The sequence below is a fragment of the Vibrio clamense genome, from assembly GCF_050337905.1.
Classification (GTDB): Bacteria; Pseudomonadota; Gammaproteobacteria; order Enterobacterales; family Vibrionaceae; genus Vibrio; species Vibrio cortegadensis.
The window spans coordinates 107,045-130,532 of the sequence record NZ_JAKJTJ010000026.1 but is presented as its reverse complement, the minus strand read 5'-3'; the positions used below and the strand labels follow the sequence as shown (position 1 = coordinate 130,532).

Genomic DNA, 23,488 nt, shown 5'->3' with positions numbered 1-23,488 from the left:
GAGAGTCATGAAATTTAATCTTAAGGGCTTATTAGCCATTGCCGTTGCCGCCTCAGCACTTGTGCTTTCAGGTTGTGGAGAAAAAGAGATCGATACTTCAAAAATCAAAGTCGGCGTAATGGCAGGAGCAGAAGCTCAAGTAGCAGAAGTTGCCGCTAAAGTTGCTAAAGAGAAGTTTGGACTTGATGTTGAGCTCGTCACTTTTACTGACTATGTTACTCCTAATGCTGCGTTAGACGATGGTTCAATCGATATCAACGCGTTCCAACATAAGCCATACCTAGATCAACAGATCGCTGACCGTGAATACAAAATCACGATTGCGGGTAATACCTTTGTTTATCCAATTGCAGGCTATTCAAAGCAGGTTAAAAGTGTTGATGAAATCCAAGACAATGCACGTATTGCGGTACCGAACGATCCTACAAACCTTGGCCGCTCTCTACTTCTTTTAGAACAGCAAGGCCTTATCACACTTCGTGATGGCGTTGGCCTTCTAGCAACCGTTCGCGATATCGTTGGCAACCCAAAGAATATTACGATTGTTGAGCTAGATGCAGCGCAACTTCCTCGCTCTCTAGACGATGTGGCTTTGTCAGTAATCAATACCACTTACGCAAGCAGCATCAACTTAACACCACAAAAAGACGGTATTTTTGTTGAAGATAAAGAGTCTCCATACGTGAACATCATTGTTTCTCGTATTGAAAATCTAGACGCTGAAAACGTACAAAACTTTGTGAAATCTTACCAAACAGACGAAGTATACAACGCAGCATCTGAAATCTTCCAAGGTGGCGTAGTAAAAGGTTGGTAATCAACTAAACGACAGCACCCTATAGATACCCGAAGAGGCTGACATAATGTCAGCCTCTTTTTTGTTGGTTTAGACTGGTTAGGAAAATCGGCTTACCACCAAGCTTCCACCTGCATACCAACACTCATTTCGCTGTTTTTACCTTCACCGAAAGCATTGTCGTTTTCAGCGTCGTTTAGGTAAGTCGCAAAGATACGAAATTCAGGACGCGACCAGAAACCCACTTGCGGTACCCAAGCCTGAGCCACAGTAAGCTTGCCACCCGCACCATCTTGGTTATTAATGGTTTCAACAAAGCCACCAATTTCAAGGATGGTTCGCATACGTTTATCCCACTTGTAAAGCGGGCGAATTACCGCACTAAAAGAATCATCATCACTGTTATTGGCGCCAACACCGGTTGACGCGGCATAACGAACAGTGTGGCCAAACTCGATGTTCTCGCCGATCGCAAGTACGCCCCAGTTAATCAATCTGAAGCCATCGGCGTCATTGTTGTTTGCATCACGAACGATATTTTTACCCGTCCCAAAAGTCGTCATCTGCTCTGCATAACCAGAGTTAGCAACCTGTAGAATGGTTTTATTGAAGCCACCTGAAAGATTCTGATTCAAGCTCGCCGTTAGCATTACGCTGTCATCCGCATCCACAGTTTGACCTTGCTTTTCATTGGCAAAGTTCACATCAATACCGACCTCAAGATCAGCATTGTTCCACAGTGGAATGCCCGCATAACGTACATCAGCAATCATGGCTGTGGTTTCTTTACCATCGGCAATGTCACCCGTGACCGTGTCTTGAATCAAAGCCACCGATAATTTACCTGGGCCCATATTGATGTGTTCAACACCAGCACCAATACCACTTACATCCCAGTAATAGTTATCAACGATGTGCACATCATGACGTTGGTAGTAGCGCTCACCCGCCCAAATCCCAATATCCTTATCTTCAAAAAACCCTACAGCCTGAACATTCAATTGCACCACATCAACGTTTTTATCCGCAGCGTTCTCATCTTGTCCTTGCCAGTACGACAACATAGAATCAACTAAAAACGAAACGTCGCCCTCTGCATACACCTCTTTCTTAAAACCAAACTCACCATACAGGTCATTTTCATTGCCGAGGCGACCAACCTTACTCACCTCCCACTTGCTATTTGAACCACCTTCATTACTAAGGCCAACACCGCCGCGCATGTAGCCATTAAATTCCAATGGTGCGGTTTCACCAGCGTATAAACTAGGAGTAAGTAAAGCAGTAGTAAGCGCTGCAGCAATAGGTAACAGTTTCATCGTCCATTCCTTTTAGATTTAGAATCAGGTGATTATCAAAATTGGGAACATTCCCATGGGATCGATCCCATTTATATTGAGATGAATATAAATTGAAAGAGAACTGATTGATTATTGTGATCAGGCTAACTATTGAGGTAACTAAAAGTTGATGAGTGTTGGATTATTTCAATGAATACATTGGAGCTGAAGCAAGAGGGGAATAACACGTTCTGCGCGTATTCAGGGAACAGTAGCTAACAATTAGGGAGTAAGAAATATTGGGAAAAGATCGGTATCGAAGTCATGAAATCGAGTAAGGAAACAGAAGGTAAATAATTAATACCAAAGGGAAAATCGATATCAGAACACTTAGGTAGTGCTCCGACATCTAAAATATGACGTTTAAATCAAAACAGGAGAGTTACTTAAGATGATCCCAAGAGATGTTTGACACCAGTCGACAATCATCACACTTGAAATAGAAAATATCGTGGATCGGCGCATCAAGCAGCCATTCACCACCACATTGAGGGCATTTGCGCTCTTTTTCATCTTTCAAGCTGATTCCACCCACACGGTATAAATAGTAGTAGGTTGGTACCTTAGTCAGATACTCAATACGCCCTCTTAACCCCCAACCACGTTTAAACAATACACTCTTAGTATCACTGATTTCAGCTAGCGTTGCATGTTCAGCACGGCAACCACCGCCCATTTGTACTTCATCACAGGCTTGCCATTCTGTCTGCCATTTCAGTACGGCTTTATGGTCGCCGTTGAATGTAGGAGGGTTGCGATACAAAGGGATTGGCAGCAAGCTATCGCCACTGCGCAAAGGTGAACAAGTATGAACGAATGTCGTGTATAACACCTGCCAACTCGGTGTTTCATCTTCTGCCACTTCTTCGGAGTTAAGATCTCGCCCTAACAAACGCATTTTAGGCGCAAGAAGGCACGCGTTAGATAAGCGATCAAAACACACTTTCACGAAGTCTGAGTGATTCCGCGGATGCAAACTGTCTTGCTCTGGGCACACCACTCGAACAAAAAATTCTCCGTCGCCCATCACAATCGGAAATTCTCGGCCGAGTACCTGTCCATTGTAACGAAATGCATCCATCAAACCATTTACTGCTTTATCGACAGCTGAAACCGTCGTGTTATCAAAGCACTCAAACTGGAGTTCAACAACGTACATAATTAAACCTCAGGCTCAAGTTTCGTTAAAAATTCCGCTAAATCTTCAGCCAATACATCGCGGTTGCTTGTCCCTAGGCGTTCCAGAATGACATTACCCGTTAAATTACAAATCGAAATCACATCCAACTCAGCATCGGTTGCCGCAATAAATACCGTCGGTTTTAACTTTAAACGACGCTGCGTGACTAAATGTCCCAAAATATTCTCTTGTAAAAGTTTAAAATCATGATCACTCCAAACTTGAAGCAGCGTCAGTGAGTTATCTTGCCATTTGGCATCCATATCCGCGCTATATTGTGTGCCGTAGAAGGTTTTAATATCGTCATGTAACGTCAGCTCAATGCCATTCTCAACATTCGTGAAATCCGCTTTCTGATCTCGAGGGTGCGCTCTCCATAACACGTCATCGGCACGTTTTTCTTCTACACAAGGGGAAACTAAATCCACCAGTTCTTGGTTAACTGGCAAGCTATTGTGCTGTTTTTGCCACTCATCAAGATAGCGTTGACTGAATGAATATAAAGCTTTCTCGGCAGATTGATCCATGAAGATCTCCTAAAAGATGGACAAGATAAATGTGTGACCCCACCTTTTATACAAATAGTTGAAGGCAACCAAGTAAATGCTTAATGACAGCAAAAGGGGGATTCAGTAAAATTCATGCCATTCTAATCGAATTTAAACGAAAGTATGAGCAAATATTCTGACGCAAAAGAGCTAGCAGGTTTAACCCTTGGTCAAAAGACTGAATACGCATCTCAGTACGATCCAAGCCTACTACAACCCGTACCACGTAGCCTAAACCGAGATGATCTTGAATTAGGTGACGAATTGCCATTTATGGGGCACGATATTTGGACATTATACGAACTATCATGGCTCAACAATAAAGGCCTACCGCAAGTCGCCGTAGCTGAAGTTTATATCCCCGCGACGAGCTCAAACTTGATTGAATCTAAATCTTTTAAGCTCTACCTTAACAGCTACAATCAAACTCGTTTCAACGACTGGTCTGCCGTTCAAGCTAGTCTTGCAAAAGATCTGTCACAGTGTGCAGGTGAAGCGGTTGAAGTCGAAGTAAACCCTGTTACCCAATACACCACTCAAGCGATTGTTACGATGGAAGGTGACTGCATTGACGGGCAAGATATTGAAATCACTAGCTATGATTTCGATGCTACACTGCTTTCTGGCGCCGCAGGAACAAACATCGTTGAAGAGTCTCTGCACAGCCACCTATTGAAGTCAAACTGCCTAATCACCAATCAACCAGATTGGGGCAGCGTTGAAATCCAATATAAAGGTAAACAGATTAACCGTGAGTCATTACTGCGTTACTTAGTTTCATTCCGTGAGCATAATGAATTTCACGAACAGTGTGTTGAGCGCATTTTCACTGATATTATGAAATACTGTCAGCCGAGCAAACTCACTGTTTTTGCACGCTATACTCGCCGTGGTGGATTAGACATCAACCCGTACCGTTCTACCGAGCAAGCAAAGCCAAGCCACAACTGTCGCATGGCTCGTCAGTAATCGATTTACAAATCAATCGATATATAACTCAAAGGAATTAAAATGCGCTGGCTAAGACTGTTATTGCTATTTTGTGCACTGCTATCGTCAGGAGTAAATGCCACTATTTACTCATCACCTCAGCTTAATGACGCAAATAAATTGGTTGAGATATCACCAATACAGGCAAAAAAAATTGCAAGTAACTATCTTGTACAGCGCCAACTTTCCGATCAAAGTGATAAAAGCCTAACTGCACTTTCAAGAGAAGAGGCAGATAACCGACTTCGTTCACCTAGAGCCAGCATTGATGCATATAAGGTTCTGGCCAAAGCCGAATTCAATCTAGGTAATACTCGTCAAGCATTAGAACAACTCGATTTAGCCTCTACCCTTACCCAAACACATCGCCTTCCTTACCAAAAGATGGACGTTGATATTTTAAGAACTCGCCTTGTTTGGCTAACCGATAACGACTCAACAAAAGCGAAGCTATCCCTTGATAACATCGATCATAACTTACAGTTGCTAGACAACTCACAGCAACTAACCAGAGGCATTACCTACCGCCTAACCATGCTTAGAGCAAAGATCGCATCGAAAGAAAGTGAAATATCAGCGGCGGAGAATTTTTACGCCGAAGCAAAAAACTTCATTAATACCAGTAACTCCGAAAAAAACCTCATTGAATACCATTTACAAATTGGGGAGTTCTACCTCAACCACAAACAGTACAATCGAGCTTTATCTGAATTACTGTTTGGTTATTGGAAGTCAGTAGAGAGCGATTTAAGCCCGCAACTGGCACAAGTAAACCGATTATTAGCGCAACTGTTCTTAGAAAGACAAGTATTGGACAAAGCCATTGAGCATCTGTCTCAAGCGGCTGATTTCTACAATAAGTATGACCAATCTCCTATTCTATCTCATGTCTTAAAAATGATGGGCGACATCTACTTTCAACAAGGAAAATATAATTTAGCCTTAGTGCACTTTTTTAATGTACTGGATCATGAAAGCACCGCACAAAACATAGAACAAGTTATCGAAGTGCGCATCAGTTTGGCGGCCACTTACCTAAACCTTTACAACTACCCTCTTGCAGAGCAGTACCTCAACCGCGCAATCGAACTTTTAGAATACACCGACATCTCAGCACTCAGAGCTAAAGCTGAACTATTAAGATCGGGATTAGCTTATCATCAGCATGAAAGTAAAAATGGCATTATTCACGCTCATAAAGCGTTAGCCATCGCGAAGAACATCAAAAACAAAGATCTTATGCAACGTTCATACGACTTACTTTCAATGGGTTACGAACAAAATGAGCAGTATGCCCTCGCCCTTGATTACATGAAAAAATACAACATGTTAGTGGCGATAAAACAGCAGCAACTCAACCAGATCAGTGAGGATGCCTTTAGACAACAAAAAGAGTTCGCTGAACAAACTCTGCATTACGCCAATCAAGAAAATGAGCTAAAGCAGATGGCGATCGAACATCGAAAATATCAAAAAATCGCGTTTTCCCTGTTTGCTCTCTCTATAATTCTGTTTTTTGTCGTCATGCGCAGAGGGTTCATTATCCAGGCTCTCAACCGACAAAATAGTAAATTAACCAAGCAGCTCTATACTCATTCACGCTCAAAATTGCGTAACTTACGCATGCTTAATGCCAAGTTATCAAGTTCACTCCAAAAAACGAGTGATACCTTTGAGCAGTGGCAAATGGGAGAGCTCATTCACGAGCCATTAAATGACCGACTACGGTTTGTGATGATTGATTTGCCTTTTTTACGCAGTATGTATATCCAACACGGATACAAATCTGGACTACAATTAGAAGAATCCTTTGGACAATACCTTGCTTCCAAAGTTGAAGGTTCCTCACGCCTTTATCACTTCTCTGATGCTAACTTGTTGTATATTGAATCAAATTCAGACCGTAATGCTTCACCAGAGGCGATGTTTAGCAAAATCCAAACTTGGATTAATGAGTTTGAACCCAATCGAAAAATCAATCGTCGTATTCGTATTGGTATCGCGGATTATCCATTTTTGCCACGCGCCTATACGGCAATAAACGATCAAGAACTGCTTGATGTTCTACTGATGTCAACACACCTTGCTCGTGATATAAGCCTCAAAGAACACAGTAGCGAATGGGTATATTTCAAAGCGATTGATAATGCCCCTGCGGCAAGCCTTGCAACTGGTAACATAAGAGAAGCGTGTAAACATGCAATAAATCAAGGCCTAATAAAAATTCAATCTTCTTACCAGAATGAGGATAACATCAAAAAAATGCTAAAAGATGAATAAAAACTGCCCTGTCGGCACTTGCAACACGTGACCTTGTGACTTTTTTTGCTATTATCGAGAGATTCATTAATAAGCTTACGCTTGATCATTTGTCGAAGTTTAACAATCCATGGGCATTCTCGAAAAAGATATTCAAACACAGTTACACCAGCTAAAAAGTCAGTTGGAACAAGTGCGTTTGACACAGAGAGATACATCATTCAAATTTAAACGAGAACAAAAGATTCTTAAGCGTATCGTCACATCTTTAAGTTCAGCTTGTGTAGGTACAAATTCTCAACTTGATAGCAACTTAATCGCGCTAAAACAAGAATTAGAACAACAAAAAGAAATTAGCGCCCTGATACCACGACTTGCGGTATTAGAAAGAATGCTAAAACAAAAAACGTTGGCTATGGAAAAACAAACTGGACATCTTGATGAACAGATCAAGCATAGTGGTGAAACACTTCAGAGAGTGACAGGCTTACCTGCTCAACTGAAACGTGACCTGCGTAATTTACTGAGTTTCCCGGCGACAAATGGGAACAAAAAGGTCGATCACGCGATTCGCTTACTAACAATTTATGAACGTGCCATTAAAATAATGGCGTCTAATTCTAGCCATTCGGTTGGGAGTTTTGATCACTCCCCTGATAAAGAGCTGTTCTCTTGCTTAACGGATGAATTACAACACTTAATCACGGAACTCGATTTCGATGGTGAGTCCGGTGATGTCCTCATTGATATTCGAGCCAAGCTACTGATCGGAGTGTCGACGGAGTCTCTCCTTGAGCTGACATTACAAATATTGAAACTGGTCATTCAGGGTACTCATTTAGAACGTAAAACGTCAGAACAGTTTTTAGAACAAATTAATTCATCACTCGCCTCTTCACTTAAAACCTCGTCACAAAATTCAGATCAAAGCCAAAGCTATTTTGAACACAGAAAAGGGATGAACGATGAGCTAAGCTCACTGGTTAAGCGAAGCCAGGAGTCCGTCCAAGATTCTTCAGAATTAGATGAATTAAAACAAACTATTAACCCACTTCTTAGCCAGCTGTCATCACTGTCTGAACGCTTACATCATGCAGAACAGCGTGAACAAGCACTCAACGAAAGAATGGCATATGGTCAAAACCAGTTAGAAGCCCTTTTTGAAGTCACACAAGATTATCGTCGACGTCTGGATGACCAAGCTCAAAGAATGCTGCTTGATCCTTTAACTAAAGTGTATAACCGTACCGCCTTAACGGATCGATTAGAGTTGGAATATCGTCGCTGGATACGTTCGCAAAAAGCATTGAAAATGGTGCTTTTTGATATCGATAACTTCAAAAAAATCAACGATAGCTTTGGTTATACTGCCGGAGATAAAGCGCTTAAAATCATTGCACGCACCATAGCAAAAGCGGCAAGTGATACCGACACTGTCGCTCGTTTTTCAGGTGAAGAGTTCATTTTGATCTTGCCTGAACAAACCGACGAATATTGCCATGAGTTAATCAAAGGTATTCAGCAAAGTGTCAGCAAGTTACCGTTCAAATTTAGAGATCAGAGCATCACGATCACTCTCTCGGCATCAACGACTAGCTTTAAAGATTCTGATACTCCTGAAATCATTTTAGAGCGATTAAATTGCTCACTGAATGAAGCGAAAAACCTAGGAACGAATCAAGTGGTATGGAAATAGTTTAAGTACTATTTCCACCTTTCCTCATTCCCTTTTGTCCTAATTATTCATTTGCTATAAATTTTTCAATCAGTTATCACAAAACAATCCCCAATTTGTTTGCTAAGCTAAATGATACCCACTACAAAAATGAACCTCTCCAAGTTGTTCACCACTGAACCATTTGCATTTGTTCTGTCATCAAATTAGTCCAGTAGCATCGATTCTAATTACAACGTGGGTATTTTGTTCACCTCTCACCAAAGGAGGCATTATGATCACTCATATTAGCCCAGCAGGTAGCATGGATCTGCTTTCTCAACTTGAAGTTGAGCGTCTTAAAAAAACTGCATCTAGTGATCTATACCAGTTATATCGCAACTGCACATTGGCGGTATTGAACTCAGGTAGCCACACCGATAACTCGCAAGAACTGCTCGATAAGTATCAATCTTTCGATGTTAATGTGATGCGCCGTGAACGCGGAATAAAACTTGAGCTCCATAATCCACCAGAGCATGCCTTTGTGGACGGAGAGATTATTAAAGGGATCCAAGAACATCTGTTTTCTGTGCTTCGCGATATTGTTTACGTCAATATGCACTTAGCAGATAACCAGCATCTTAACCTCACGAATGCCACCCACATTACGAACCTCGTCTTTGGGATATTACGCAATGCAGGTGCTCTTACCCCTGGCATTGAGCCAAATTTAGTGGTGTGTTGGGGTGGTCACTCAATTAATCCTAGCGAATACCAATACACCCGTGAAGTTGGGCACGAGCTTGGGCTGCGTGAATTGAATATCTGTACAGGATGTGGCCCAGGGGCGATGGAAGGGCCGATGAAAGGTGCAGCTATCGGCCACGCTAAGCAGCGCTACGCTGAACAGCGTTATCTTGGGTTAACTGAACCGTCAATCATTGCTGCTGAGCCACCTAACCCAATTGTGAACGAACTTATCATTATGCCTGATATAGAGAAGCGTTTAGAAGCGTTTGTCCGCATGGCCCATGGGATCATTATTTTCCCTGGAGGACCGGGAACGGCTGAAGAGCTGCTGTATATTCTCGGCATTATGATGCACCCAGAAAATAAAGATCAGCCGATGCCAATCGTATTGACGGGCTCGAAAGAGAGTGAAGCCTACTTCCGCTCCATTGATAAATTCATTGGTGACACACTAGGCGAAGCGGCACAGAAACATTACCAAATCGTTATTGATGATCCGCAAAAAGCGGCGCAAATAATGAGCCAAGCCATGCCTGAAGTGCGTGAGCACAGAAAGCAGAGCGGCGATGCATACAGCTACAACTGGTCACTAAAAATAGCCCCGGAGTTCCAACTTCCTTTCGACCCAACTCATGACAATATGAAGAATCTGGATCTACACCTAAACCAACGCCCTGAAAACTTGGCCGCCAATTTACGCCAAGCGTTCTCTGGTATTGTGGCTGGTAATGTAAAAGCGGAGGGGATCAGAGAGATCAAACGTCACGGTCCATTCACCATTGATGGCGATGCGTCACTGATGAAAAAAATGGATAAGCTACTGAATGATTTTGTTGAGCAGCAACGCATGAAGCTACCGGGCAGTGCTTATGTTCCCTGCTACCAAATCGCAAACCGTTAAGATCATCGGCAACAGCGTTTAAACTGATTCCTAAGTCAGTTACTATAAGGGGCTAAATGGCCCCTTATTTTATTGGAATGTTATGTCTATTCATCTTGTTATTATCGATGCGCTCAACCTGATCCGCCGGGTGCACTCTGCCCAGCCAGATCCTAACGATATTGCAAGAACCATCACCACCACCACTCGCACATTAAATCGCATTTTATCGGAATCTCAACCGACTCATATCATCGCTGTATTCGATCACCACGAACAAGACAGAGGGTGGCGAGCCGAGGTACTTCCTACTTATAAGCAGAACCGCAAACCCATGCCTGAACCGCTTATGAAAGGGTTGGATGCGATCCAGCAAGCATGGTGGGAGCTAGGAATAGACTCACTGCTGTCTGAGGGCGATGAAGCCGATGATTTAGTCGCAACACTGGCAACCAAAGTCGCCAGTCACGGTGAGAAAGTCACCATCATTTCAACAGACAAAGGCTACTGCCAACTTCTAACCCCGACATTACAGATCCGTGATTATTTTCAGCACCGCTGGTTAGATGAACCCTTCATAGAGAAAGAGTTTGGCGTGACACCAGATCAACTAGCTGATTATTGGGGGCTCACGGGCGTAAGTTCTAGCCAAGTTCCCGGAATCCCCGGCATTGGCCCCAAAGCAGCAAAAGAGATTTTGACGCAGTTTAAAGATATAGAACAAGCACATGCTTCAGAAGAGTTGCTACCAAAATACCGTAAGAAATTCGATGAGCACATTGAATCAGCTCGAATCTGTAAGCAAATATCGGCACTCAAAACCGACATTGAACTCGGTTTTAATTTGCAAGACCTGAGGTTCGAACAGCCAGGCTCATAGCAAGCAGCTTTGACAATCCTACGGCTCAATAAACGAAAAGGCCGCTGTCTTAAAGTATAAGACAGCGGCCTTGAATTATTTGATGTAGAACACGCAAGCTTAAGCGAAGAACTTAACTTATCACTCTCACATTACTCGATATTAATAGGGTGAAATATTCGATAGAGATTGGATATGCACCGTGATCTCTTCGCGATCATGATAAAGATGCTTCGCTTGCAGCTTATATTTCACATCATTGTCACTCAAAAACTGCTTCAAGTTCTCGATATCTTGTAGTACTTCATCGTATCGACCTTTCATTGGCAGTTTAAGATTAAAGATTGTCTCTTTCGCCCAACCACGGATCAACCACTCACCCATTAACTGAGCAACACGTGATGGTTTCTCAATCATGTCACAAATAAGCCATGTCACGTTCTTACGTGGTGGTTCAAACTTGAAGCCATCTTCCATATGGTGCTTAACTTGGCCAGTTTGCATTAAGCTATCTGCCATCATGCCGTTATCAACACAGTGAACGAACATTGAACGCTTAACAAGTTGGTAAGTCCAACCACCCGGGCAAGCACCTAAATCGACACCCCACATGCCTGATGCTAAACGCTCATCCCACTCATCACGAGGAATAAATACGTGAAACGCTTCTTCCAATTTCAGTGTAGAACGGCTTGGTGCATCAGATGGGAACTTCAGGCGTGGGATACCCATGAAGAACTGAGAGTTGTTAGTTGGTAGTGAATAACCAACGTAGCAGTGCCCTGGCGCAATAAAGCAAAGGTGCAGTACTGGTTTTTTAGGGTGGTCTTTATTGAACAAGATCCCTTTACCACGTAGAGCTTGACGCAGCGGCACCGTAAATTTACGACAGAACTTCAGCAACTCTTTCGCTTCGTTAGTGTCTGGAGTTTCGATGCGGATATCACCACAGCGAGGGAAACCATCAATATCACCAAGCTCAGCCAAAATTGGCGAGATGCGGTCTTCAGACGGCAACTCTTTTAATTCAGCGGCAACCGCAAACATTTGACGAGCAAAAATCAATGATTGAAAATCGATTTTCTGGATCAGTTTTTCCGCGTCACCATCTTGGTAGCATTCAAAAAGAACATAACCACTATTATTCTTTACACGAGGAAAACCAAACACCTCAAGTTGCGTTGCTTTGTCTTGAATTTCACCTGCGCACTCTTTTTCAAAACCAGAACGACAATACAGTAATACGTGTTTCACTTAGTAACCTCATTAATATTGAATGCCGCGAAAGAGAAACTTCCCCATCCGACAATAAACAACAAACCACCAAATGGAGTGACTGGGCCAAACCATTTTATGCCTGTTAGTGCTAGCGCATACAAACTGCCGCTAAAACAAAGGATGCCGATAATAAAGCAAATTGCCGCAATGAAAAAATATTTTTGCGACTTTATTCCAAGATTAAAGCGCAGCAACACCGCACAAGCAATGATCGCGAAGGAGTGAAGCAATTGATAAAGCACTCCCGTATTAAAAACATCAAGCAAGTATGGCGCTAATTGAGCCTTTAAACCATGCGCGGCAAAGGCCCCTAACATCACACCAAGCCCAGAAAACATCCCTGCAATAGTGAGTAAATACTTACTTTTCATCTAAAACCTCAAAAATGAAAGCAGAGAGCTTATCTATTGTTAAGGTTAAATTCCCCTGCTCGGTAAAACCAGAACGTTTACGCGGTTTAAAGCCATGATCGCCATCAGGGAGAAACGCCACATCAATCATCGGAGATAGATCAAAGTCAGTAAACTCTTCACGCTTACCAAATGTATCCCTTTCCCCTTGCAAAATTAAACAAGGCTTTTCGATTGTCGCTAAGTGATCGCCTTTAAATTTTTCAGGCTTACCCGGAGGGTGAAATGGAAAACCCAAACAAGCCACTCCCGCGACGAGAGGGTTATCGGCTAATAAACTCGCCATCCTTCCCCCCATCGATTTGCCACCAATAACGACTGGTACGCCTGCATGTTCATTGATGACGTCAACATAAGCATCGAGCAACTTAGGAGCGCGATCCGGCGGACGCTTGGTGCCCATTTCTGCTCGCTGAATCATATAAGGAAAATTAAAGCGCACCACTTTAATGCCTTTTTCAGCTAACCCTTGCGCGACAGAAGCCATAAAATGGTGATCCATTCCCGCGCCAGCGCCATGAGCAAAAATAAACGTCGCCTTATGCTCTGCGCCATTAATCAGCTGATGATTATTCTCAGTCATCCAGTAACTCTTCCTGCTCTTTATGCGCTTTCGCTAACATCCAATCACGGAAAGTGGCAATTCGCCCCATGTCAGCCTGTTTATCGTGGCACACTACATAGAACGCATTCTTACTCACCAATATTTCATCAAAAGGCGCAATCAGACGACCCGCTTCGATTTCCGGCTGAGCCAGTACATTATTACCAAGTGCAATCCCTTGTCCATGAGCCGCAGCTTGAAGCACCATCGTCGAGTGACTGAAAATTGGCCCTTGGTTAACATTTACACCTTCGATTGAGTTCTGCTTCACAAACGATTTCCAATCTTTCCTTGAGGTATCATGAAGCAAAGTGTGATGATTTATATCAGTTAGAGTTTCTAATGGTTTGTTACTTAAAAGTAACGAGGGTGAACAGAGTGGAATCAGGAATTCTTGATAGAGTTTATCGGCTCTTAATCCTGGCCAATTTCCTCGTCCATAGTAGATCGCCACATCCACATCATCGGTCAGTGAACCTTCATCCATATCAACCGCTTTGATTCGTACATCAATATCAGGTTGCTGTTGATTAAAATCAGAAAGCCGAGGGACAAGCCATTGAATTGCAAAACTTGGCGGAAGGCTGATGGTCAAAGCCCCTTTTTCACTACGTTCAAGCACTTTATCGGTCGCTTCGGCTAAAGATGTGAAGATATCTTTGATATCAAGAAAATAGCCTTGTCCTTCTTCTGTTAGTAACAAAGAGCGGTTTCGGCGGCGAAATAATTTCAACGCAAGGAACTCTTCCAGCGCTTTTATTTGATGGCTCACAGCGGCTTGAGTAACAAAAAGTTCTTCAGCGGCACGGGTAAAACTTAAGTGTCGAGCCGCAGCTTCAAACACTTTTAACGAGTTTAATGGTGGCAATCTTCTGGACATAAATACGCTCTAAAAAATACATTAGTTTTTTTAATCTGAAACATTATAAATTGTCCATTGCCTAAGGGCTAGAGAAATTCTATATTTCATCCCGCAGCGCTAGCCTGAACGGCTTGGTTCTCTCAGAATCAATTGGCTTAGTTGTTGCGATGTTGTGTTTGCAAACTCGTATTTCGAGTTAGGTAGAATTTCTACCGTAGTTTATTGCCCATTATCCCTGTGGCGATAAGACTGCTTCCTGTTTTTTTGACCTGTCTGTCAAATTTTTATACACCGCCTATATGGCGGTGTTTTTTTATCTGTCACTTTTTTCTTATCTTCTTATCTTCTTATCTTCTTATCTTCTTATCTTAGAAAATCAGAAAGGCTTACGACAAAGAAACAATCTCAAAATAAAGTAGTGGCCATAAAAAAACCGCTCACTACTCACTTTATCAGTGAATCGTAAACGGTTTCAATTCAGCTAACGCTCAAACGGTTTCTAAGGGCGATAAACTTTTACATTGCTAAAACCTTGCTCTTGCAGGTAAAGCGCCTGTAAGCGGCTCATTACGCCACGGTCACAGTACAATAGGTATGTCTTAGACTGGTCCAAATCACCAAATTGAGTCGCAAGCTTAAAGAAAGGCAAATGTTTCACTTCAACGCTATCCAGTTCAAGTGGGCTAGCCTCTTCTTCTTCAGCACTACGAATATCAAGTACTACCGCATTGTCTTCAACCGCAGTCACTTGTTCAACTTCTGGCGCTTGTTCTTTACTCTCTTTCTCAATATCACGAATATCCATGATACGAGCATTCTCAATCACACCATCTAAGATAGAGAAATCAAAGTTCGCTTCTTCAGCTTCTAACTTCGCCTTTTCAGCTTTAATGGTCGGCTTCTTAGAGATAACACCACAATACTCTGGCATTACTTTGGCAAAATCTTCCGTGCCAATTTTTCGAGATAGATCGATAATGTCTTCTTTATCCCAGTTAATCAGTGGGCGCAAAATAAGAGTATCGGTCACGTTATCGATATGGCGTAAGTTAGTTAACGTTTGGCTTGAAACTTGGCCTAACGCTTCACCAGTCACTAAGGCTTGAATACCAAAACGTTCTGCCACCATGCCACCAGCACGCATGAACATACGTTTTAGAACGACACCCATTTGGCCGTCATCGACGTTTTCTAAAATTTCAGCCACGACAGGTTCAAAATCCACCGCAATAAACTTCACTTTTGCAGAAGATCCGTACTTATTCCAAAGATAGTGAGCAACTTGCTTAACACCAATCTCATGAGCAGGGCCGCCTAAGTTAAAGAAGCAGAAATGCGTTTTAGAACCGCGCTTGATGTGTAAGTAACTTGATACACCAGAATCGAAGCCACCAGAAATTAAGCTTAATACATCCTCTTGAGTACCTAGAGGGAAACCGCCTAATCCTTTGTGACGTTCAATCACTTGGTTTAATTTATCGTTTTCAACTTCAATGTTGATTGATACATCTGGCTTCTTCAGTTTAACCTTCGCACTTTCTACTGCTTGGTTTAAACCACCGCCAACATAACGCTCAAGTTCAATTGAAGTAAAATCATGCTGGCCGCGACGTTTAGCACGAACCACGAATGTTTTATCAACAATCTTGCTACCACTGCGCTCTAACACTTGCTCATAGATATTGTGCATATCAGTGAATTCAGTTTGAAGAACTTCAAGCGTATGATGAATACCTGATGTATGAGTCAGGATTTCAAGCACTTGCTCGTAGTATTTATCACAGCTTGCGCTCACTTCAATATGATCGCGACGGTTGTATACCGCAACAGATTCAGTTCGGCGCTTAATGATAATGCGAAGGTTAGATTCTAAAATTTTGATGAAGCGCTTACGCACCGACTCACTTTTTACAAAAATTTCCGGATGGGGCTTAACAATAAATTTCATATTTTCTTCACAATAATTTTAGGGTTTGCAAGATGAGGTTGTCTCTCTGCGTGGGCATCAGATTGATTTATTCAACCTTGATTAGGTGCTAGCTTGTTTATATCCAAACTTTCGATTTTATATTCAAACTGTCGATAGGCAGAAACCTTCGAATGCACAGCCCCACTGAGGGCGCAAGATTATACATGAGATCTCAAACTAAAGGAAAGAGGGAGATGAATAACCACCTTCGAGTTTAGTTTATCTCAGAAATAAAAAAGGCTCCTAAAGCTAACGAATCGCTAATTAGAAGCCTTTATTAATGAGTGCTAACTATATTAATAAGAGTTAACTATAAGACAGGAACTTCATCACTAAAAATAGGTTCGCCTTGCATGATGCTGATTTCAACTCGTCGGTTAATTGAACGCTGAGCTTCTGTATCATTCGGGCCCAGAGGTGCGGTATCCGCCATCCCTCTCACTCGTAATCGCTGATGAGAAAATCCACGAACTTTCTCCATCTCTTGAGCTACAGAAACCGCTCGCTGAGAAGAGAGATCCCAATTTGAACGATACAGTTCAGAATCGAGGCGTTGATCATCTGTATGACCTGAAATTCTAACAATACCCGGAATGTCTTTAACCAACTCGGCAACTTGCCTTACCAACGGGCGGAATTTAGGCTGTAAGAACGCCGAACCACTAGGGAATGCGCCTTTCTCTCGAATACGAATGACAATCTGCTGACCTAAGTTTTCAACTTCAATCGCCCCCTGATCAATCTCTCGCTCCAGCGCTTTCTTGATGTTCTCCATCAATGTTTCCATCTCTTCCGACATGGATTCCGCTTGCTGTTGCTGCTGTTCAGATTCCGTATTTTGGTTATCTTGGGTCGAAGTTTCAGGCGATTGTCCGCCGTTCAACTTACCTTGATCACGCTTATTACCACCCGCACGGTCCGATTCACCTTCATGAAACTCTAACGTTTGTTGGGTAATATCAATCGTCTGTTGCATGATCACATCAATAGGCGTTGGCTCAGGTCTGCCCGGACGAAACTCTTGAGCAATAATACTGGTCCCCTTCGGAATATCTTTTACTTCAAGCTTATTCTGAACACCAAAGGCAAACTTCATCGAACCAGCGATTTGCTTGAACTTCAGTACATCCATTTCTGAAAAGGAAAGCAACAGAACGAAGAAGCACATCAGCAGTGACATTAAATCGGCAAACGTTCCCATCCATAACGCGAGACCTGGTGGTGGACATTTGCATTCATTTTCATCATCCATCTTAAGAGTCCTGTCTATTCACCATCAACACCAAGAAGTCGCTTACCTTCGTTGAGGTAGTTTTTCAGGTAGCTATCAATCACACGAGGGTTTTGCCCATCTTGAATCGCAAGTACACCATCCATAATTAAACGGCGGTTCAGTGTCTCTTGCTCTCGACGCAAGGCCAACTTATCGGCGATAGGGAAAAAGATCATATTGGATAATACCGCTCCATATAGTGTCGTTAGCAAAGCAACCGCCATCGCTGGACCGATGGATTTAGGGTCATCCATGTTTGAAAGCATTGCCACCAAACCAACTAAGGTACCGATCATCCCCATCGCAGGAGATACATCACCATAGGCCATGAATACTTTACCGCCTTGTTCATGACGTTCATTGGTTAAAGCGATATCTTTTTGCAAAGCGGCGCGCACCACATCAGCATCGTGACCGTCTACGAGAAGATCGATACCTTTTTGCATGAAGCTGTTCGTGATTTCCATTTCTTCAAGAGCAAGGAAGCCCCCTTTACGAGCTGCATCTGCCATTTCGACAACTTTAGCGATCAAATCTTCAGGTTCGTCTGACTTAAACATGAAAGCTTTACCTGCAATTTTGGCGGCTCCAAAGAACTGCCCCATGGTAAATTTCATTAATACAACAAACGTAGAGCCACCAACCACAATCAGAATCGAAGTGACATCAATAAACATGGATAGACTGCCACCAAGAATCATTGCCATGATTACAAAGGCGAAGCCACCTATTAGACCTATCAGCGTTGCTAAATCCACAAAGCACTCCTCATGCTATCTGTTTTGTGCCAACTATATGGAGAATAATATTGTTATCGGCAAGATCGTAAGATCTTTAAGTGAAACCTTGGAGTAAATCTCATACTTTTTCATTAAATTTGATCAATACTCATTCTTAGCTATTTGAGTCTACGTGGGTTTTGTTCATCACACGAGCTGATATGTTAAGTTTTATCTTCGACTCAAGCACGTATGAGCTCCATTTTTCTAACAATTTTACTTGGTTAAATTTGACCATCTTCACGCCCTAAGGTAACTTTCGTGCATCTTTTGCAATGCAGAATTATTATGGCGACTAAGAAACCTGAAAATATGACCTTCGAAGCAACGATCGAAGAGCTCGACGGCCTAGTTGATCAACTAGAAAATGGTGAACTGGCTTTAGATGATGCGCTAAAGAAATTCGAGCGTGGCATCGCATTAGCCCGCGCCGGACAAAATAAATTAAGCGATGCTGAACAGCGTGTCAGTATTTTGCTACAAAATGACGACAATGCTGAATTAAGCGAATTTAATCCTCAGCAAGACTAGAACAAAATATATGAGACCCCCTATGGTTGAGGCCTTAACCTCTTATCAGGAAAGAAATAATTCCCAATTAAATTATTGGCTCGATCGCCTACCTCATCAAGATCAACCTCTCGTGCAAGCAATGCGCTATGGTTTATTACTTGGAGGAAAGCGAGCGCGCCCATTTTTGGTTTACATCACAGGGGAAATGCTCGGGTGCTCATCAGCCACTCTAGACACACCAGCATCAGCGATAGAGTGCATCCATGCTTACTCTTTAATTCATGATGATCTTCCTGCAATGGATGACGATGAGCTGCGCCGTGGGCAAACGACTTGTCATATTAAATTTGATGAAGCCACCGCTATTTTAACTGGCGATGCTCTACAAACGTTAGCCTTTACCATCCTTGCAGAAGGTGAGTTATCCGCTGCTGGCGAAGCGAACCGTATTAAGATGGTTCAAGTCTTAGCTCAAGCATCTGGCGCCTCAGGCATGTGCATTGGTCAGGCTCTTGATCTTGCAGCAGAAAACCGCTCGGTTTCGCTCGAAGAGCTAAAAGATATCCACAAAAACAAAACGGGCGCACTCATGAAGTGTGCTATTCGTTTAGGCGCGTTGGCTGCGGGTCAGAAAGGCGTGGAAATTTTACCTCAACTTGATAAATATGCTGATGCGATTGGTTTAGCCTTCCAAGTCCAAGATGATATTTTGGATATTATTGGCGATACTGAAACATTGGGTAAACCACAAGGTTCAGATCAAGAATTGAACAAGAGCACTTACCCTTCATTGCTCGGATTAGATGGCGCAATGAAAAAAGCTCAAACTCTGTTAACTGAAGCCCTTCAAGCTTTGGATGCAATCCCATACAATACCCAGTTACTCGAAGAGTTCGCCCGATACGTCATCGAGCGCAAGAACTAAGACTATAAGCGCGCAATTATATGACTCTTGATATTTCAAAGTATCCAACATTGGCTTTAGCAGACACTCCTGATGCTCTGCGCCTTTTGCCAAAATCCACTCTGCCACAATTATGTGATGAACTACGCTCATACCTTCTAAACTCAGTGAGCCAATCAAGTGGTCACTTAGCGTCTGGTTTAGGTACAGTCGAGCTCACGGTAGCGTTGCACTATGTCTACAACACTCCATTCGATCAACTTGTTTGGGATGTTGGCCACCAAGCCTACCCGCACAAGATCCTTACTGGTCGAAGAGAAAAATTATCAACGATTCGCCAGAAAGATGGGTTACATCCTTTCCCTTGGCGTGAAGAGAGCGAGTACGACACCCTTTCAGTTGGACACTCTTCAACGTCGATAAGTGCCGCTCTTGGTATGGCAATTAGTGCTGAGAAGGAAGGCAAAGACCGCAAAGTGGTGAGCGTTATCGGTGACGGTGCGATTACTGCAGGTATGGCATTTGAAGCGATGAATCACGCAGGTGATGTTCATTCGGATATGCTCGTGGTATTAAACGATAACGAAATGTCAATTTCAGAAAATGTCGGTGCGCTGAACAACCATTTAGCTCAAGTGCTTTCAGGTAACCTTTACACGTCTATTCGTGAAGGCGGTAAAAAAGTTCTTTCTGGTGTTCCACCAATCAAAGAATTAGTACGCCGCACTGAAGAACATCTTAAGGGCATGGTTGTTCCTGGAACCCTTTTTGAAGAGCTTGGATTTAATTATATTGGCCCTGTGGATGGTCACGACGTAAATGAGCTGATTAAAACGCTGCGCAACATGCGTGGGCTAAAAGGCCCTCAATTTCTGCATATTATGACCAAGAAAGGCAAAGGTTATGAGCCCGCAGAAAAAGATCCTATTGGCTATCATGGCGTCCCTAAATTTGACCCTAGCCACAGCAGCCTGCCTAAGAGCACAAGCAGTAAACCAACTTTCTCTAAGATATTTGGTGACTTCTTATGTGACATGGCCGCGCAAGATCCTAAGTTAAGAGCAATCACGCCAGCAATGCGTGAAGGTTCAGGCATGGTGCGCTTCTCCAAAGAGTTCCCAGACCAATATTATGATGTGGCAATCGCAGAACAACATGCTGTGACTTTGGCAACAGGCATGGCTATCGCAGGGGATCACCCTATCGTCGCGATTTACTCTACCTTCTTACAGCGTGGTTATGACCAACTGATTCACGATGTTGCGATCATGGATTTACCCGTGATGTTTGCAATTGACCGAGCAGGTCTTGTGGGTGCCGATGGTCAAACTCACCAAGGAGCCTTTGATTTAAGCTTCATGCGCTGCATTCCTAATATGGTCATCATGGCACCAAGTGATGAAAATGAGTGCCGTCAGATGCTTTATACTGGCCATAAGCATACAGGTCCAAGTGCTGTGCGTTACCCAAGAGGTAATGGCATGGGCACTGAGTTAGTCGAAACGTTCACCGCACTTGAAATTGGCAAAGGTCGAATCATCAAGCAAAGCAATGCACCAAAAGATGGGAATAAAGTTGCGATTTTGAACTTTGGTACTTTCTTGCCAAATGCTTTGGAAGCGTCAGAAACACTAAACGCAACCGTTGCGGATATGCGTTTTGTTAAGCCTCTCGATGAAGAGTTAATCCGGCAACTGGCCGCTGATCATGATGTGCTCATTACACTTGAAGAAAATGCCATCATTGGTGGCGCAGGCGCAGGCGTGATTGAATTCTTAATGCAAGATAAGCGCCCAATGCCCGTTCTTACTCTTGGTCTTCCTGACAAGTTTATTGCTCAAGGTACGCAAGGCGAACTGCATCAAGAACTTGGGTTAGACAGTGATGGCATCATTCGTTCGATTCAACAATATCTTGAAAAATAACCAAAATTAGAAAGATACAAAAAAGCCCACAGCAAAATCTGTGGGCTTTTTATTACCATTTAAGAACCGTTCATTTGTCTAACATTAGGCAGCTACCATTATAACCAGCCAGAAAAATGCCCAACAAGATACAAAGCGACACCCGCCATTACACCAGCGACGATATCGTCTACCATGATCCCAAAGCCGCCATCGACGCGCTTATCTAGCCAACCAATAGGCCACGGCTTAACCATATCGAAGAAACGAAACAGCACAAAACCGGTGATAAGCCATTTCCAGTCATCAACGGGAAGGTCTAGCATAGGCACTAAGCTCATGGTGATCCAAAAGCCCGCAAATTCATCCCACACAATTGAACCATGATCGTGAACTTTCATGTCATCTGACGTCACTTGGCAGATCTTAACGCCAATAATGCATGAAATAACCACCACCACTAAATACATCGGAAGCGGCAACTGAACAAGAAGCAAATAGAATGGAATAGAAGCAAGAGTCCCCATTGTTCCCGGAATGATCGGCGATAAACCGCTGCCAAAGCCCGTCGCCAACAGATGCCATGGGTTTTTTAATGAAATTAAAGAGAGAGGGTTAGTCATAATTATTTAACCTTAAAGTGATCATAGCCATCTAAGTGCCAATCAAGAGGTTGCCCGTTGCTATGCAGTTCTAACATTCCTTGCGGACGGATCTGACCAATACATGTTACTTTCGCGCCAATATGAGCTACAGCGGTTTCCAGTGATCCTTTATTCTCTTCAGGAACGGTAAAGCAGAGTTCATACTCTTCCCCACTCGTCAGAGCATACTGCTGAGCACTGTCCACATTACCACTAAATTGTATAAGTTCAGAAGAGAGAGGCAACAAATTAGCATTAATACTGGCCCCAACATTTGAGCGTTTGAGTATATGACTAAGATCAGATATCAACCCATCTGAGATATCAATCGCCGATGACGCTAAACCTAACAATGCTTGTCCTGCAAGTACTCTAGGTTGGCTAAGGTAATGACGTTTTTCAAGTTCTGGTGCAAAAGGTTGGCAACGGAGGCTATCATCTAAAATCACGGATAAACCCGCTTTACTGTCACCTAAGTTCCCAGTGACATAAATCCAATCCCCCACACTCGCGCCATCTCTGCGTAGTGCTTTATCTTCAGGAACAAATCCTTGCACCGTTAAAGTTAAACTTAATGGGCCTTTGGTGGTATCTCCACCGATCAATTGAATCCCAAAATAGTCAGCTAACTCAAAGAACGCATCACAAAATGGAGCCAGCCACGCTTCATCAGCGTCCGGCATGGTCAACGCAAATGATACCCACGCAGGTGTCGCGCCCATCGCGGCTAAATCACTCACGTTGGAGGCTAATGCTTTATGTGCTACCCATGCAGGGTTTGCATCGGCTAAGAAGTGTGTACCTGCGACCAGCGTATCTGTACTAATCGCAATTTGAACATTACTTGGCGGTTTGACTAAGGCACAATCATCGCCTAATGATAACAGCACATCTTTTCGCTGACTTTGGCGATTAGAAAAATACTTTTCGATTAAATTGAATTCACCAGACATACATACATCCTTGATGTCTCGTTCAGACCCATCATTATAGAGCAGATATCAACACAGTTAGGTTTAATCACGAAAAGGCTTTATCACTAAATTTCATGATGTGTTGATTTAGGATCTAGAACGTTTGTTGAAAAAA

The 23,488-nt window shown here is 42.9% G+C and carries 21 protein-coding genes; 9 read left to right on the top strand and 12 right to left on the bottom strand.

What is annotated here, in order from left to right; all coding sequences use genetic code 11:
- Positions 1 to 7 precede the first annotated feature (7 nt).
- On the top strand, positions 8 to 817 hold the full coding sequence (locus L4C39_RS14960; RefSeq protein ID WP_113796478.1) for a MetQ/NlpA family lipoprotein: 810 nt from the start codon (positions 8 to 10) through the stop codon (positions 815 to 817).
- A 92-nt stretch (positions 818 to 909) separates the two neighbouring features.
- Here L4C39_RS14960 and L4C39_RS14955 read toward each other — a convergent pair whose 3' ends face one another.
- From L4C39_RS14955 to syd, 3 genes are all read right to left on the bottom strand, one after another.
- A complete protein-coding gene (locus L4C39_RS14955) occupies positions 910 to 2,115 on the bottom strand; it encodes a carbohydrate porin (protein WP_429746665.1) in 1,206 nt (401 codons plus the stop codon).
- Positions 2,116 to 2,518: 403 nt separating this feature from the next.
- Positions 2,519 to 3,295, bottom strand: coding sequence for a Zn-ribbon-containing protein (locus L4C39_RS14950; RefSeq protein WP_017053007.1), 777 nt, complete (start codon positions 3,293 to 3,295; stop codon positions 2,519 to 2,521).
- Positions 3,296 to 3,297: 2 nt separating this feature from the next.
- Positions 3,298 to 3,843 (bottom strand): SecY-interacting protein, encoded by a 546-nt coding sequence (syd, locus tag L4C39_RS14945; protein WP_429746663.1) that lies wholly within the window; start codon positions 3,841 to 3,843, stop codon positions 3,298 to 3,300.
- 144 nt (positions 3,844 to 3,987) lie between these two features.
- Between syd and queF the strand changes: the two genes are divergently transcribed.
- The 5 genes from queF (at position 3,988) to xni (ending at position 11,280) form a co-directional block, all read left to right on the top strand.
- On the top strand, positions 3,988 to 4,833 hold the full coding sequence (gene queF, locus L4C39_RS14940) for an NADPH-dependent 7-cyano-7-deazaguanine reductase QueF (RefSeq protein ID WP_429746661.1): 846 nt from the start codon (positions 3,988 to 3,990) through the stop codon (positions 4,831 to 4,833).
- A 42-nt stretch (positions 4,834 to 4,875) separates the two neighbouring features.
- Positions 4,876 to 7,134, top strand: a complete 2,259-nt coding sequence (locus L4C39_RS14935; RefSeq protein ID WP_429746659.1) for a tetratricopeptide repeat protein — start codon at positions 4,876 to 4,878, stop codon at positions 7,132 to 7,134.
- Positions 7,135 to 7,243: 109 nt separating this feature from the next.
- Positions 7,244 to 8,809 (top strand): GGDEF domain-containing protein, encoded by a 1,566-nt coding sequence (locus tag L4C39_RS14930; RefSeq protein WP_113796488.1) that lies wholly within the window; start codon positions 7,244 to 7,246, stop codon positions 8,807 to 8,809.
- Between the two features lie 253 nt (positions 8,810 to 9,062).
- A complete protein-coding gene (gene ppnN, locus L4C39_RS14925; RefSeq protein ID WP_113796490.1) occupies positions 9,063 to 10,421 on the top strand; it encodes a nucleotide 5'-monophosphate nucleosidase PpnN in 1,359 nt (452 codons plus the stop codon).
- An 82-nt stretch (positions 10,422 to 10,503) separates the two neighbouring features.
- Positions 10,504 to 11,280, top strand: coding sequence for a flap endonuclease Xni (gene xni / locus L4C39_RS14920; RefSeq protein ID WP_429746656.1), 777 nt, complete (start codon positions 10,504 to 10,506; stop codon positions 11,278 to 11,280).
- 141 nt (positions 11,281 to 11,421) lie between these two features.
- Here the strand turns inward: xni and rlmM are convergent, their stop codons facing one another.
- The 7 genes from rlmM to pomA form a co-directional block, all read right to left on the bottom strand.
- Positions 11,422 to 12,513 (bottom strand): 23S rRNA (cytidine(2498)-2'-O)-methyltransferase RlmM, encoded by a 1,092-nt coding sequence (gene rlmM / locus L4C39_RS14915; protein WP_371730729.1) that lies wholly within the window; start codon positions 12,511 to 12,513, stop codon positions 11,422 to 11,424.
- Positions 12,510 to 12,908 carry a DUF423 domain-containing protein gene (locus L4C39_RS14910; protein WP_017052999.1) on the bottom strand — a complete coding sequence of 133 codons (399 nt, stop codon included), beginning with the start codon at positions 12,906 to 12,908 and terminating at the stop codon, positions 12,510 to 12,512. The genes rlmM and L4C39_RS14910 overlap by 4 nt, the downstream gene beginning before the upstream one ends.
- Positions 12,898 to 13,530: an alpha/beta fold hydrolase gene (locus tag L4C39_RS14905; RefSeq protein WP_136996072.1), complete on the bottom strand. Its 633-nt coding sequence runs from the start codon at positions 13,528 to 13,530 to the stop codon at positions 12,898 to 12,900. The genes L4C39_RS14910 and L4C39_RS14905 overlap by 11 nt, the downstream gene beginning before the upstream one ends.
- Complete coding sequence (locus L4C39_RS14900) at positions 13,523 to 14,431, bottom strand: transcriptional regulator GcvA (RefSeq protein ID WP_371711899.1); 909 nt, start codon at positions 14,429 to 14,431, stop codon at positions 13,523 to 13,525. The genes L4C39_RS14905 and L4C39_RS14900 overlap by 8 nt, the downstream gene beginning before the upstream one ends.
- Before the next feature lie 481 nt (positions 14,432 to 14,912).
- Positions 14,913 to 16,361, bottom strand: coding sequence for a tRNA uracil 4-sulfurtransferase ThiI (gene thiI, locus L4C39_RS14895; protein WP_429746653.1), 1,449 nt, complete (start codon positions 16,359 to 16,361; stop codon positions 14,913 to 14,915).
- A 331-nt stretch (positions 16,362 to 16,692) separates the two neighbouring features.
- Positions 16,693 to 17,634, bottom strand: coding sequence for a flagellar motor protein MotB (locus tag L4C39_RS14890; RefSeq protein WP_017051721.1), 942 nt, complete (start codon positions 17,632 to 17,634; stop codon positions 16,693 to 16,695).
- A 14-nt stretch (positions 17,635 to 17,648) separates the two neighbouring features.
- The gene (gene pomA / locus L4C39_RS14885) at positions 17,649 to 18,413 is read right to left on the bottom strand and encodes a flagellar motor protein PomA (RefSeq protein WP_017051720.1); all 765 of its coding nucleotides are present in this window, start codon (positions 18,411 to 18,413) and stop codon (positions 17,649 to 17,651) included.
- A gap of 309 nt (positions 18,414 to 18,722) precedes the next feature.
- Here pomA and xseB point away from each other — a divergent pair, with 309 nt between their 5' ends.
- Genes xseB through dxs form a run of 3 tightly spaced genes read left to right on the top strand, consistent with a single transcriptional unit; the run spans position 18,723 to position 21,776 of the window.
- Complete coding sequence (gene xseB, locus L4C39_RS14880; protein WP_113796498.1) at positions 18,723 to 18,965, top strand: exodeoxyribonuclease VII small subunit; 243 nt, start codon at positions 18,723 to 18,725, stop codon at positions 18,963 to 18,965.
- Positions 18,966 to 18,987: 22 nt separating this feature from the next.
- A complete protein-coding gene (ispA, locus tag L4C39_RS14875; RefSeq protein ID WP_371711901.1) occupies positions 18,988 to 19,872 on the top strand; it encodes a (2E,6E)-farnesyl diphosphate synthase in 885 nt (294 codons plus the stop codon).
- A 20-nt stretch (positions 19,873 to 19,892) separates the two neighbouring features.
- Positions 19,893 to 21,776 (top strand): 1-deoxy-D-xylulose-5-phosphate synthase, encoded by a 1,884-nt coding sequence (dxs, locus tag L4C39_RS14870; protein WP_429746650.1) that lies wholly within the window; start codon positions 19,893 to 19,895, stop codon positions 21,774 to 21,776.
- Positions 21,777 to 21,874: 98 nt separating this feature from the next.
- On the opposite strand, the gene pgpA is transcribed toward dxs, so the two are convergent.
- Both pgpA and thiL read right to left on the bottom strand, forming a co-directional pair.
- Positions 21,875 to 22,378, bottom strand: coding sequence for a phosphatidylglycerophosphatase A (pgpA, locus tag L4C39_RS14865; protein ID WP_017051716.1), 504 nt, complete (start codon positions 22,376 to 22,378; stop codon positions 21,875 to 21,877).
- A 2-nt stretch (positions 22,379 to 22,380) separates the two neighbouring features.
- Positions 22,381 to 23,352: a thiamine-phosphate kinase gene (thiL, locus tag L4C39_RS14860; protein WP_429746647.1), complete on the bottom strand. Its 972-nt coding sequence runs from the start codon at positions 23,350 to 23,352 to the stop codon at positions 22,381 to 22,383.
- Between the last annotated feature and the right edge of the window lie 136 nt (positions 23,353 to 23,488).